This window comes from Xenorhabdus vietnamensis (assembly GCF_002127535.1).
GTDB lineage: Bacteria > Pseudomonadota > Gammaproteobacteria > Enterobacterales > Enterobacteriaceae > Xenorhabdus > Xenorhabdus vietnamensis.
On the sequence record NZ_MUBJ01000006.1, the window covers coordinates 111953 to 125301 of the forward strand.

Genomic DNA, 13349 nt, shown 5'->3' on the forward strand with positions numbered 1-13349 from the left:
ATACAAGACAAAAACAGGCGTAATCAAGTGTTCCCCGTACCTACGGGGATAAACCTATGCATTAAAACCCCACAAGAAGCCTGTCCGTGTGTTCCCCGTACCTACGGGGATAAACCGGACAATGTGCAACTGAATTTCAGTGAATCCTGGTGTTCCCCGTACCTACGGGGATAAACCGATCTTATGGAATTCGTCCAAAATAGTTGAACAGTGTTCCCCGTACCTACGGGGATAAACCGGACAATGTGCAACTGAATTTCAGTGAATCCTGGTGTTCCCCGTACCTACGGGGATAAACCGATCTTATGGAATTCGTCCAAAATAGTTGAACAGTGTTCCCCGTACCTACGGGGATAAACCGGACAATGTGCAACTGAATTTCAGTGAATCCTGGTGTTCCCCGTACCTACGGGGATAAACCGATCTTATGGAATTCGTCCAAAATAGTTGAACAGTGTTCCCCGTACCTACGGGGATAAACCGGACAATGTGCAACTGAATTTCAGTGAATCCTGGTGTTCCCCGTACCTACGGGGATAAACCGATCTTATGGAATTCGTCCAAAATAGTTGAACAGTGTTCCCCGTACCTACGGGGATAAACCGTGGATAAATAATCAGCTATCCTGAGATAGATGGTGTTCCCCGTACCTACGGGGATAAACCGGGTATTCTGAGGTGCTATCTGTGGGACGTGTTGTGTTCCCCGTACCTACGGGGATAAACCGCCACCAGAGAAGATGGCTGGTTGGATTCAAGCGTGTTCCCCGTACCTACGGGGATAAACCTGGATGAACCCATCGGGATTTATACCGACATGAAGTGTTCCCCGTACCTACGGGGATAAACCGAAAATATTAGGATGGGAAATAAACGATGAGTGGTGTTCCCCGTACCTACGGGGATAAACCGCAATTTACATCATGAGTAAAAAAGAAGTGCGCGTGTTCCCCGTACCTACGGGGATAAACCGGTCTGCGCGGCACTGGACGAATTTCTGATTGAGTGTTCCCCGTACCTACGGGGATAAACCGGAACTGAACCAGAAACTGTTCTCAGTGATGGGGTGTTCCCCGTACCTACGGGGATAAACCGGTGCGGCCTATATTAAAATTTATGACATAGTTGTGTTCCCCGTACCTACGGGGATAAACCGGAAGCTTTTCTCGGTACGGTCGTGATTGACGGGTGTTCCCCGTACCTACGGGGATAAACCGTTTCACAATCTGGTGACTCTGCAATGTCATGCCGTGTTCCCCGTACCTACGGGGATAAACCGGTGCTATCAAAATCAAAGGATGGCAAAAAATGGTGTTCCCCGTACCTACGGGGATAAACCGAAACCGGAGGAACGCCGGAACAGTTTGCAGAAGTGTTCCCCGTACCTACGGGGATAAACCGCTAACCGGATTGCCTCCAATGCAAAATTCCCCGTGTTCCCCGTACCTACGGGGATAAACCGTTGAACCTGTCCGCCTAATATCATGTACTGTGGTGTTCCCCGTACCTACGGGGATAAACCGCCTAGTCATATCCAAATCACTAGCAGTCCATAGTGTTCCCCGTACCTACGGGGATAAACCGAAATTATCAGAAATAAACCATCAAAATCTAAAGTGTTCCCCGTACCTACGGGGATAAACCGTTGAGATTTTTGCGTTCTACTCTTCGTCGATACGTGTTCCCCGTACCTACGGGGATAAACCGTTATCGCGGTGATAACGACAGCATTGCCAGCAGTGTTCCCCGTACCTACGGGGATAAACCGTCCTTAGTTGTTTTAGATATTAAGTTGGAAAAGTGTTCCCCGTACCTACGGGGATAAACCGAGGTTACAGATAATCCCAATGGATTCATTAAAGTGTTCCCCGTACCTACGGGGATAAACCGTTAATTCGGATAAAATGAAGCAATAACATGAGGTGTTCCCCGTACCTACGGGGATAAACCGGGCTTTACGAAAATATCTTTAGCTTCCCGATGGTGTTCCCCGTACCTACGGGGATAAACCACAAAAAGCTGGCCGCCAAACTATTTGTTGTGGAACCAGCTTGCTTAAGATTAAAACTATCAGGATTCAGATGAGAATGCTGATGCAGACGCAGATACTGATGCCGAGTACAGGTAAGCAGCCCATTCACCATATTGACAAACAAATATAGCAGCAGCTTTTGATGATAATGGATCTGCTAATCTCTTAACTTTATCTCTTATCTGTGCCGCAGTATTTAACGAGGTTCCTACATAAGTTCCTGTAGGTAAAGCCATTATCTGACCATCGGAAGATCTGATGTTTCTATTAAAATCAATTAGCTTCATTGATTCATGAAGTAACTCGTATTCTCTTAAGCCTGCCCCAAAAATTTCAACACGAACCATGTAAGTAGCCATTTTTTAGCCCTCTCAATATTATTTAAGAAAAAACCAAACCATCTACTTTCTTGATCACAATAAGTTATAGCCACATCCCATATTTCTGAGGGGATTGTGGTTCGTTGGTGAATGTAGCAGTCATTAATATCTTCACGCCATATCAATAAATCACAGTTATTTGAGGAACCACTCTCCCTATAATTCAAGGCTGAGATTCCCTTAATTTAAAAAATGGTAGGATTAAGCATTAATTAGAAAATAATAGAGTATTTTGTAGCTATAAAATTTATAAATATCTATTCTTTAGTAAGGAAACTTGCTCAAAATACCATCCTGTTAAAAGCGGTCTAAACTCGTCAAAATGCCGTAATACCTTTCAGTATAGCAGTGCTAAAAAATGTAAGGAGTAGAAAACTCCTCATAATAGCTTACATATGTCTTTTGTAGAATAAACAGGGTATTTATAGCTATTAACTCCGTAGATACGGGGAACACAAATAACCTATTTCCTCGTGATAATAATGTTAGCATTGCCAAATTGACGAATAACAACAGCGGTCATTTCTATCTCTCCTTCTGTTTAAATAAAAGTAAAACCTTTCTCTGATTTCTACTACACTATGGGACTAGGCTATAAAGACATATTTATGGTGATTTACTAAAATTCAATCTCACTGATTCTGGCAAATACAGAAAAGTATTCCCCGTAAGTACGGGGATAAACCGTTATTATTTTCACTTTTATGGCTTATCTATTTATGTTCCCCATAAATACGGGGATAAATACCTACTTGGATAAAAAAATTTATACGCTATATCGACTTGAATAATTGATGATTATATTCTTATTTTTATAAGTTATTTTTTTCTTTTTTATGGCATCTTGCATTTACACATTGACATCCAATGAACATAGGCTACATTTTACAACAATCGGACAGAAAATTTTTTATGGGGAGCAGTTATGCCACGATATCCAACCGAATTTAAACGTGCTATCCAAGAAAAAATTATATCACCTCGTAGCGTCAGTATTTCTTTTCTAGCTAAAACACTGGGAATATCTAAAAGTACGTTATATAGATGGCTCAGAGAGGCTATGGAAATGACAAATAAATTCCCAAGAGAAAAAATTAAACATCCAGAACAAACAATGTCACTAAAATCCACTCAGGAATTATTACAGATCACTATAACGACAGTCATTAAAATTTAAATCGTGATGTTATATAACTTTTACTATTACTTCCTCACATAATTTTAAATGTGATCAATATTCCATATAAGGAAAATACTAATGAGGGAACAATATAAGATAGGGTAATTTATCCAAATCCGTTGTTAACGGAAAATATTTGACTGATTTTTTAATTAAAGCGCTATTTTTTTCAAGCAGGAAAACACTTTGATCACCAACACAACAGAAACAACTTACTGGAATCGCATGGTGCCGGAACTCACTGTGACTGATTTCTCTGCATCCCTCGATTTCTATCAACGAGTATTAGGGTTCAAAATACTAATTCGACGCGAAAATCCTGATTTTGTCTATTTAAGTTTAGGTGAGGCACAATTAATGCTGGAAGCATTCCATGATAGTGGCTGGAATACCGGAGAACTCAGCAAGCCTTTAGGTCGTGGAATCAATTTTCAAATTGAAGTGGATGATGTCGCCCCAATTCTAGCAAACCTACAAATTAACAAAATCGAGCTCTATCGCCCACTGAAAGACAATTATTACAACATAGGTGATACCCAAGCCTGCCAGAGAGAATTCCTTGTTCAAGACCCAGATGGTTATTTACTCCGGTTCAGTCAATATATCGAACACAAATAAGATTAACAGTATTTTTTAATAAAATCCGATTGAAATTTTATTTCAAGGTAAAAAAACATGCCTGAGTTAATAAATAATTTTGCTTACCTCACTCAATATTGGGGAAAAGCCAAAAAGAATCCATATTCTGATGAAAATTATCATCTGCTGGCCTATCACTGTCTGGATGTTGCCGCAGTAGGCCAATTATTATTGGCCCCACACAAAAAAATCACCCAAGATCTCGCAGAATTTTTGGAGCTATCACCAGAGTCATTGCAAAATCTGTTTTCATTCTTTCTGGTTCTGCATGATATCGGCAAATTTGCCTCCGCATTTCAGCAATTATATTCACCAGAAGATACCGTTCTGATTAAACCTAATCAGCTTAAACCCTACGATTCCAGAAAGTTCAGACATGATCAGCTAGGATTATTTTTCTGGAAGAAAATTCAGGACGATGTACTGTTTGCATTAGTGGGAAACGATAATCTGCAATTCAGAGAAAAAGATCGTGCTCAGGATACTTTGATGATATTAATGCAGTTTATGCTCGGTCATCATGGTAAACCCATTGATGATGGTAGCTGGAAAGCGGTTGTTGACTTTACTGAACCCCAAAATATTGATGATGCAACAGCATTTACCCATGAGCTGCTTAAACTTTTTCAACCTCATCTGCCACTGGAAAAATTACTGTCAGAAGAGTGGCAGCACCGCCTGAAACAAGTGAGCTGGCAACTTGCCGGTATTGTGGTGCTGGCAGATTGGATAGGCTCTGACAGTTATCATTTCCGTTATCAAACCAAAGCTCTTTCACTGGCAGAATATTGGCAGCTTACCCAAAAACAAGCTCAGATTGCCCTGAATGACATTGATATCCATAACACTCCGGTAATATCTCCTTACACTTCTATCCAAGAATATTACCACTTCGCTCCAACCCCATTGCAAAAATGGGCTGAGGAAGTTCCGATTGATGATTCCCCGCAACTTTTTATTCTGGAAGATGTAACCGGAGCAGGCAAAACAGAAGCTGCCCTTGCCCTGACCCATCGCTTGATGCAGGCCGGCGCTGCGGACGGCTTCTATTTTGGCCTGCCGACAATGGCAACATCCAACGCTATGTTTGACCGGATAGCCAAACACTATTTTAAAATGTTCGAGGAAAAAAACGGCAAACCGCCCAGTCTCGTTCTCGCTCATGGCGCACGTGAGATGAATGATGATTTCCAAGACATCATCCTGACTTCTGAACACAATGACAGTAATTACACCAGAGACGATACCACCGCAACAGCGCAGTGCCATCAATGGCTGGCTGACTCTAACAAAAAGGCTTTATTGGCATCAGTTGGCGTAGGCACTATCGATCAGGCATTGCTTGCGGTTTTGCCGAGAAAATACCAGTCACTCCGGTTGATCGGGCTAAATCGCAAGGTATTGATCTTCGATGAGGTACACGCCGCAGATGAATACATGTTTGCGTTGCTGGAAAGTCTGCTGAGCCTACACCTGCATCAAGGGGGTTCCGTCGTATTACTGACTGCCACACTCTCTTTAAAACAGCGCCAACGGCTGGTGAATATCTGGTTATCCACCAGAGGAATACCTCCACAGAAATTGCAGGAAACGGCCTTTCCATTAGCAACTCAGGTCACATTGAATCCAGAAAACCCGCTTATTGAAACACCCTTGCGCAGTCGCGCGGATGTCAGCCGTACCGTCACGGTAAAAACAGTCAACCATCTGGATGAGTGTGTACAAATCGCCCTGAACGCCGCTCAAAATGGGCAATGCGTGGTTTGGGTTCGCAACTCCGTGGATGATGCTCTGCAAGCCTTCCAGCTTATTCAGTCACAAATGGATAAACCGGAAAATTGCCTGTTATTCCACAGCCGCTTTATTTTGTATGACCGAAAAACAATCGAAAACCGTGTACTGGATATATTTGGCAAAAAAAGCACACAGGAAGATCGACAAGGAACGATCCTAATTACAACGCAGGTGTTTCAGGAAAGTCTGGATGCAGATACCGATGTGATGATTTCTGATATCTGCCCAATCGATTATTTGATCCAGCGGGTTGGTCGCCTACACCGCCATACCCGCGATACAGAGGGAAAATATCAGAAAGGCATTGCCGACAATCGCGCTGCTCCTGAGTTATATCTCCATACACCAGAATGGGACGATCAACCTAAAACTGATTGGCTGAGCAAAGATTTTCGCAATACCCAATATGTTTATCATTCAGGCGGGCGTTTATGGCTTGGCTTGCGCGAACTGCTGCGCTTAGGAGCCATTCGTATGCCAGCCGAGGCCCGAACCTTGATCGAAGCAGTTTACGGTGAAGGTGCGGATGAACAAATTCCCGATGCACTCAGAGCCAAAGATAATGAAACAATAGCGGAAGGTCGTAGTAAAGACGCCATCGCACGATCGCAAGTCCTGCAATGGCAGAGCTATGAATACAGTAAACGCAGTGCTGGCGGCTGGTATGACGATGACAGAGATATCAGCACCCGACTTAGCGATATCGAAACGGTAAGCGTATTGCTGGTCAAACTGACCGAAAGCGGTGAGCTGATACCGTGGATAAATGATGAAAAATTCCCCGTTCAACTCAGTACCGTCAAACTCTCAAAAAACAAATTTGCCGATAAGTTGCAACCTGTACCGGAGTCTCTTTCTCTGGCAGTAGAACGGTTACAGGAGAAATTTAAAGCCGTCAAATACCTGCAAATCTGGCTGCCTGAGCTTGACCCCAATTTTACTTACGATCCCAACATGGGTTTTTATGAACCCCCTAAGCAGGAGACGTGATGAATCTCGTTAAAGACGCATGGCTGACTTTTAGAATGAGAAATGGCGGTGAACAAAAGCTGCCGCTGGCGGCAATCTGCGATCCCGCCGTGATGGATTTTTCCCTGCCACGGGCAGATTTTCAGGGGGCGGCTTACCAACTGGCAATAGGCTTGCTGCAAACAGTTTTTGCTCCCGAAGATAAATACGAGTGGCATGACTTTTATGAGCAAGCCCCCACACAAGCCGATTTGCAGACCGCTTTTAATCGCGTGGAACATGCCTTCAATCTGATAGGGGATGGCCCGCTGTTTATGCAGGATTTTGATTCGTTAGCTGAAAGAAAATCCACCAGCATTTCAGGATTACTAATTGAATCACCTGGTGAAAAAACATTAAAGGATAATACCGACCACTTTATCAAACGCGGTCAATGTGAAGTGATTTCCCCTGAAATGGCCGCCATTGCCCTATTCACATTACAGATTAATGCCCCTGCCGGCGGTGTCGGGCATCGTGTCGGGTTACGAGGCGGTGGCCCATTGACAACGTTAATTCAGCCACAAGAATTGGGCGCTTCACTATGGCAAAAACTTTGGCTCAACGTCATTAATCGAAAACGTTGGTCTTATTCAGACCCTGATCTCAATAGCTCTGCTATTTTTCCGTGGCTGGGTAAAACCCATACCAGCCAAAAAGCAGGCACAGAAATCTACGCACATAATGTCCATGAACTGCATATGTATTGGGCAATGCCACGGCGGATTCGTCTGGAAGTAGACGATAAACCAGCCATTTGCCAATTAACGGGGCAAGCAACCAGCCAGTCTGTTTCTGGTTATCGCACTCAAAACTATGGCAACAATTACTCTGGCACATGGAAACACCCCTTAACGCCCTATCGATGGAATCCGAAAAAATCGGATGAAGAACACCTTTCCATCAAAGGGCAACCCGGCGGTATTACCTACAAGATCTGGGATAGCCTGACTTTTTCCGATAACGAATACGGTCAAGATGCAGCACAGGTTGTCGAGCATTTTAACCTACTCAGTGATTATTTTGCGGGTGAGCAGAGCGCCACCCCACGGTTATGGGTTTTTGGCTACGATATGGACAATATGAAAGCCCGAGGTTGGTATTCCACCATCCTGCCTCTATTCTCCATGCCGATTGACAAAAAAGATGCCATTTTCCGGCGTGTCAAAACATTACAAAACCTTTCTATCTATGCATTGACTCAGTGTCGTACCCAAATCAAAAGTGCATGGTTCAATCGCCCGAATGATGTCAAAGGCGATATGTCGTTTATCGACGCTGCTTTCTATCAACGTACCCAAGCCGCTTTCTTTAAGGCAATACAGCAAATTGTCAGCAGTCAACACAAGGCTTCCTCTCTATCCACGAAGGAAGCCACAATCTGGCTCTATCAACTCAAAAACACCTGCTTTGATCTCTTTGATGAGTTCGTACTGTCAGAAGAAACCGATCCCAAGCATCTGCCTAAAAAAATCGAGGCACGGCAAATTCTTACCAAATGGCTGATGGTCTCCAAAGATATCAAATCATTTATGACAGAACACAAGATAGAAACCAAATCATCTAAAAAGCAGAAGGAGGTCATCAATGAATAATCTGAGTGAAAGTCGCTTAATGCTCTGGTGGGAAAGCATGTTTTTATCCCCTTCGGAGTTGAAGGAAAAAAATATTATCCCTGCACCAACGCTCTATAAAGCCGAATTAAAGCGTTGCCAGGATATTGACGCGGTGACATTGGCCGAAGGTTTTCGGGCGCTATGGTTCAATTTGCCTAAAGACATTACCGGCATTACCAAAGAAAACGTTACTGAAGAAAATATTACTGAAGAAAACACTACTGAAAAAAGCACGGCTGAAACAGAGATTACCGAAGAGACCAAGCAGAAGAACATAATCCTGTGGGCAATGATTGCCATGACTCTGGTGTATGTAAAAACCAACACCACCACCAATCTGGCAACCGCCGCAGGTACTAAAACCGAAAATGATAAACCGACTGTCAGCACACATCGCTTCGCCCAATTGCAAGCCGCCAAAACGCCAGAAGAATTCATCATTCGTTTGCGGCGTATTTTGCAACAACTAAAAGGTCAGGTTTCTGTGCTATCCCTCGCCAGAGATATTGAAAAATGGATGAAGGAACACCACCAACCAAGACCGCGTAGAGCCAATAAACGCCTCAGCGTGCAATGGGCGATGGATTACTACAAGGCTGCTAGATAACCCGCAAAGGGCATTATCTTGAATCACTTTTTAACTCGAATAGTTTTTTATTAACTCGAATAACTTTTTGTCTACAAGGAATTCCAAATGAGCCAATTTATTCAGCTACACCTGTTAACCTCCTACCCGCCAGCCAACTTGAACCGTGATGATCTGGGACGCCCTAAAACCGCCCAAATGGGCGGGTTTGAGAGATTAAGGATCAGTTCCCAGAGTTTGAAACGTCATTGGCGAATCTCTGATCTGTTTCAGGAAGCCCTTGCTGACCATCTTGGTTTTCGCACTAAACGTTTTGGCTTTCAGGTTTACCAACGCTTGCTTAATGGGGGAGTAAAAGAAAAGCAAGCCACAGAATGGGCTGTCGCTATTGCAGAAGTCTTTGGCAAAAATAAAAAAGATGAACCGCTGGAAATTGAACAACTGGCACATATCAGCCCAGCAGAAAAAGAGGCGGCCTTTGCGCTGACAGACAAACTTATTGCGGAAAATCGCGCACCCACAAAAGAAGAGTTGCAGTTACTTAGCATAGCAAAAACGGCCGTGGATATTGCACTGTTTGGTCGTATGCTGGCTTCCAGCCCGGCCTACAGTGTCGAAGCAGCCTGTCAGGTTGCCCATGCTATCAGTGTTCACAGTGTTACCGTGGAAGATGATTACTTTACTGCCGTGGACGATCTCAATAACGGTAAAAGTGATTCAGGCTCAGCCCATATCGGCGAAACGGGTTTTGCGGCTGCCCTGTTCTACAGCTATATCTGCATCAACAAATCTTTATTAATGGAAACACTGGCAGGCAATGAAGCACTGGCAAATAAAGCCATTGCTGCCCTGACAGAAGCCGCCGTCAAAATTGCTCCATCCGGCAAACAAAATAGCTTCGGCTCCCGCGCTTATGCCAGTTATGTGATGGCAGAAAAAGGCGAATATCAGCCCCGTTCTCTGTCTGTCGCGTTTTTAAAACCTATTGACGGAGAAGATCAGGCAACCGACGCCATCACTGCACTGGAAAAACAGGTGAAAAACTTCGATAACGTTTATGGCGCTTGCGCTGATATACGCTATAGCATCAATGCCGTTACCGGTGAAGGTAGTTTTGCTGAGTTGGTTCAGTTCGTGACTGAATAAAAAGGGGCCAATATGAAGAATTACTTGGTCTTTCGCTTATACGGCGCATTAGCCAGTTGGGGGGTGGAGGCGGTTGGTGAAAACCGGCCAACAGGCATTCATCCCACCCGCTCAGCTATCTTGGGGCTATTGGGCGCAGCGTTGGGTATCCGGCGTGATGACGAAGCACAGCTTGCCGCGTTGCAGCAGAGTGTCAAAATTGCCATCAAACAGAACGTTGCTGGCTCATTGATGCGGGATTACCATACTTCTCAGGTTCCCTCTCAAGAGAAAAAACGAACTCATCTTACGCGCAAAAGTGAGTTAAGTGATAAATCTAAATTAAACACCATACTGTCTTCGCGGGATTACTGTTCTGATGGCTTGTGGATTATCGCCATTTCATTGACAGAGCAGGCCAGCTTCACACTTTCTGCCTTGCACGACGCGCTGGTAAAACCAGTCTTTACGCTGAGTCTTGGACGAAAATCCTGCCCTTTGGCACTTCCGATGATGCCGAAACTGGCAGAATATCTGTCATTAAAAACAGCTCTTGATACGCCTTTTCCACCCTTAACCCAATCAGAGAAAGCTGATCGCTATCTGTTAAGCAGTCATGACTATGATGTAGTGAGCTACTTCTGGGAGGGAGATAAAGATGAGATCGATATTCCTGATACCACAGTATTGACCAGCCAGCTCTGGGATGAACCATTATCACGCCGCCGCTGGCAGTTTACACAACGCACGATGCATCAGATATCGATAACGGAGGGAACACATGTATCTGTCTAAAGTCACTTTGCGACCTTCTGTTTATCATATACAAGCACTGTCACGACAGACGAAAAATGATGTCTATTCTTCCCACCAGCTCTTGTGGCAACTGTTTACAGAACAACAAGAGCGCAATTTCCTTTTCAGGGAAGAGATAAATTTAAATGGCAGACCTGAATTTTTTGTGTTGTCCACCACCACACCGATGGTCAATTCCCCTCGATTTCAGATCCAGACCAAGCCTTTTGCCCCTCAATTACATAATGGGCAAAAACTGGCATTCAAACTCCGCATGAATCCCACTGTCTGCCTGACGGATAAAGATTCACGCAAACAACAACGCCATGATGTTCTGATGCATGCCAAGCGTCAGGCACAGGATTCTGATATCAGTGCTGATGAGATTGAATCATTGATGATACAAGCCGCCCAAACTTGGATACAAGATGAGAAACGGCTGGCTAATTGGGGTATCCGCTTCGATTTCACTCCAGATATTGAACGCTATACTCAACATCGCAGCTTCAAAACCTCTGGTCAGAAAGTGGCATTTTCCAGCGTAGATTATCAGGGCGTGCTTACCTTGTCAGATAGCGAGCTTTTTCTTGAGCAATACTGCAAAGGATTTGGTCGGGCAAAATCCTTTGGTTGTGGGTTAATGCTGATAAGGGCACTGTAATGGCATTTATTCCATTAAAACCCATTCCCATCAAAGACAGGAATTCGATGATCTTTATTGGCATGGGGCGTATTGATGTCAAAGATAATGCGTTCGTTGTAATTGATGAAGTCAACGGTGAACGCATGCATATTCCCGTCGGCTCCATCGCCTGCATTATGCTGGAGCCGGGCACTCGCATCAGCCATGCCGCAGTGAAACTGGCCTCAACAACCGGGACATTACTCATTTGGGTAGGAGAAGCAGGAGTCAGGCTCTATTCCGTAGGGCAGCCGGGAGGTGCCCGTTCAGACCGATTGCTTTATCAGGCCAAACTAGCGCTGGATGAGGATTTGAGGCTCAAAGTTGTCCGCAAAATGTTTGAATTGCGTTTTGGTGAACCTGCTCCCCAAAAACGCAATGTTGATCAACTTAGGGGAATAGAGGGCGCTCGTGTCAGGAAAATCTATCAAATATTGGCAAAACAATATGGGGTAAAGTGGCATGGACGCAACTACGATCATACAGATTGGGATAAAGGAGATCTCATCAATCGCTGTATTAGCGCCGCAACCTCCTGTCTGTATGGCGTAACGGAAGCCGCGATTCTGGCGGCTGGTTATGCGCCAGCCATTGGTTTCCTGCATACAGGCAAACCCTTGTCATTTGTCTATGATATTGCGGATATCCTGAAGTTTGATACCGTCATTCCCATAGCGTTTAAAGTTGCTGCCACCAATAGCATTGCACCTGACAGACAAGTCAGGATTGCCTGCCGCGAAAAATTCAGAACAGAAAAAATTCTGAAACGCCTTATTCCCTTAATTGAAGAAGTCCTTGCCGCAGGCGAAATTTCTCCCCCACCTCCACCTGCCGATGCACAACCTCCCGCCATTCCTGAACCAATATCCATCGGCGATATTGGGCACAGGAGCCAATAAATATGAGTATGACCATTGTTGTAACAGAAGCCGTTCCCCCTCGGTTACGGGGACGTTTGGCCATTTGGTTGCTGGAGATACGGGCAGGCGTTTATGTCGGGGATATCTCCCATAAAATCAGAGAAATGATTTGGGAGCAAATCACGGCGCTTACCGAAGATGGAAATACCGTTATGGCATGGCAAACCAATACCGAATCTGGATTTGATTTTCAGACCTATGGTGAAAACAGAAGGGAACCGATAGATTTTGATGGCCTACGTTTAGTTAAATTTAAACCACTTTCAGAGGATTAGTTTGGAGGAGTTAAAAGGCGATGAAAAATGGTAGAATTTTCCCTGCTAATAAAGTTATTTAAAAACAGATAACTATATTTAGAGTATTCCCCGTAGGTACGGGGATAAACGGCTCAGTTCCAGTAGTCAGGCATTGTTTTACGAGTATTCCCCGTAGGTACGGGGATAAACGGACTAATTCACCCGCTGCATCATTACTGGCAGGGTATTCCCCGTAGGTACGGGGATAAACGGAGCGATAACTTGGTATTACTGATATCGAATCAGTATTCCCCGTAGGTACGGGGATAAACGGGCTGCGCATGGCGTGGCTTTTTT

11 protein-coding genes and 2 CRISPR repeat arrays (2 of these 13 running past the window's edge) are annotated in these 13349 nt (G+C 44.3%); of the genes, 10 read left to right on the forward strand and 1 reads right to left on the reverse strand.

The window, feature by feature from the left end; translation table 11 throughout:
* A CRISPR array of direct repeats spans nucleotides 1-2011; the repeat unit is 29 nt; unit sequence GTGTTCCCCGTACCTACGGGGATAAACCG; it begins 95 nt to the left of the window's first position.
* Between the two features lie 58 nt (nucleotides 2012-2069).
* On the reverse strand, nucleotides 2070-2390 hold the full coding sequence (locus Xvie_RS07645) for a type V toxin-antitoxin system endoribonuclease antitoxin GhoS (protein ID WP_086108742.1): 321 nt from the start codon (nucleotides 2388-2390) through the stop codon (nucleotides 2070-2072).
* A 946-nt stretch (nucleotides 2391-3336) separates the two neighbouring features.
* On the opposite strand from Xvie_RS07645, the gene Xvie_RS07650 reads away from it, so the two are divergent.
* From Xvie_RS07650 to cas2e, 10 genes are all read left to right on the forward strand, one after another.
* Entirely contained in the window at nucleotides 3337-3588 is a 252-nt protein-coding gene (locus tag Xvie_RS07650; RefSeq protein WP_086108743.1) for a transposase, read from the forward strand.
* 228 nt (nucleotides 3589-3816) lie between these two features.
* Nucleotides 3817-4209 (forward strand): bleomycin resistance protein, encoded by a 393-nt coding sequence (locus Xvie_RS07655; RefSeq protein WP_086108820.1) that lies wholly within the window; start codon nucleotides 3817-3819, stop codon nucleotides 4207-4209.
* Between the two features lie 57 nt (nucleotides 4210-4266).
* Complete coding sequence (locus Xvie_RS07660; protein WP_086108744.1) at nucleotides 4267-7014, forward strand: CRISPR-associated helicase/endonuclease Cas3; 2748 nt, start codon at nucleotides 4267-4269, stop codon at nucleotides 7012-7014.
* Nucleotides 7014-8627 (forward strand): type I-E CRISPR-associated protein Cse1/CasA, encoded by a 1614-nt coding sequence (gene casA, locus Xvie_RS07665; protein WP_086108745.1) that lies wholly within the window; start codon nucleotides 7014-7016, stop codon nucleotides 8625-8627. Before Xvie_RS07660 ends, casA begins: the two co-directional genes overlap by 1 nt.
* The gene (casB, locus tag Xvie_RS07670) at nucleotides 8620-9255 is read left to right on the forward strand and encodes a type I-E CRISPR-associated protein Cse2/CasB (protein WP_086108746.1); all 636 of its coding nucleotides are present in this window, start codon (nucleotides 8620-8622) and stop codon (nucleotides 9253-9255) included. The genes casA and casB overlap by 8 nt, the downstream gene beginning before the upstream one ends.
* Nucleotides 9256-9342: 87 nt before the next feature.
* The gene (gene cas7e / locus Xvie_RS07675) at nucleotides 9343-10380 is read left to right on the forward strand and encodes a type I-E CRISPR-associated protein Cas7/Cse4/CasC (RefSeq protein ID WP_086108747.1); all 1038 of its coding nucleotides are present in this window, start codon (nucleotides 9343-9345) and stop codon (nucleotides 10378-10380) included.
* A 12-nt stretch (nucleotides 10381-10392) separates the two neighbouring features.
* On the forward strand, nucleotides 10393-11154 hold the full coding sequence (gene cas5e / locus Xvie_RS07680; protein WP_086108748.1) for a type I-E CRISPR-associated protein Cas5/CasD: 762 nt from the start codon (nucleotides 10393-10395) through the stop codon (nucleotides 11152-11154).
* A complete protein-coding gene (gene cas6e / locus Xvie_RS07685; RefSeq protein WP_086108749.1) occupies nucleotides 11141-11815 on the forward strand; it encodes a type I-E CRISPR-associated protein Cas6/Cse3/CasE in 675 nt (224 codons plus the stop codon). Before cas5e ends, cas6e begins: the two co-directional genes overlap by 14 nt.
* A complete protein-coding gene (gene cas1e / locus Xvie_RS07690; RefSeq protein WP_086108750.1) occupies nucleotides 11815-12735 on the forward strand; it encodes a type I-E CRISPR-associated endonuclease Cas1e in 921 nt (306 codons plus the stop codon). Before cas6e ends, cas1e begins: the two co-directional genes overlap by 1 nt.
* Before the next feature lie 2 nt (nucleotides 12736-12737).
* The gene (cas2e, locus tag Xvie_RS07695; protein ID WP_086108751.1) at nucleotides 12738-13031 is read left to right on the forward strand and encodes a type I-E CRISPR-associated endoribonuclease Cas2e; all 294 of its coding nucleotides are present in this window, start codon (nucleotides 12738-12740) and stop codon (nucleotides 13029-13031) included.
* A gap of 83 nt (nucleotides 13032-13114) precedes the next feature.
* Nucleotides 13115-13349: a CRISPR direct-repeat array (repeat unit 29 nt); it runs 1869 nt beyond the window's last position.

Bases quoted from the DNA above. Each gene is read 5' to 3' on its own strand.
- Xvie_RS07650 (WP_086108743.1), top strand. From the start codon at position 3,337: ATGCCACGATATCCAACCGAATTTAAACGTGCTATCCAAGAAAAAATT.
- Xvie_RS07655 (WP_086108820.1), top strand. From the start codon at position 3,817: ATGGTGCCGGAACTCACTGTGACTGATTTCTCTGCATCCCTCGATTTC.
- cas1e (WP_086108750.1), top strand. From the start codon at position 11,815: ATGGCATTTATTCCATTAAAACCCATTCCCATCAAAGACAGGAATTCG.
- cas6e (WP_086108749.1), top strand. From the start codon at position 11,141: ATGTATCTGTCTAAAGTCACTTTGCGACCTTCTGTTTATCATATACAA.
- casB (WP_086108746.1), top strand. From the start codon at position 8,620: ATGAATAATCTGAGTGAAAGTCGCTTAATGCTCTGGTGGGAAAGCATG.
- casA (WP_086108745.1), top strand. From the start codon at position 7,014: ATGAATCTCGTTAAAGACGCATGGCTGACTTTTAGAATGAGAAATGGC.
- cas7e (WP_086108747.1), top strand. From the start codon at position 9,343: ATGAGCCAATTTATTCAGCTACACCTGTTAACCTCCTACCCGCCAGCC.
- Xvie_RS07645 (WP_086108742.1), bottom strand. From the start codon at position 2,390: ATGGCTACTTACATGGTTCGTGTTGAAATTTTTGGGGCAGGCTTAAGA.
- cas5e (WP_086108748.1), top strand. From the start codon at position 10,393: ATGAAGAATTACTTGGTCTTTCGCTTATACGGCGCATTAGCCAGTTGG.
- Xvie_RS07660 (WP_086108744.1), top strand. From the start codon at position 4,267: ATGCCTGAGTTAATAAATAATTTTGCTTACCTCACTCAATATTGGGGA.
- cas2e (WP_086108751.1), top strand. From the start codon at position 12,738: ATGAGTATGACCATTGTTGTAACAGAAGCCGTTCCCCCTCGGTTACGG.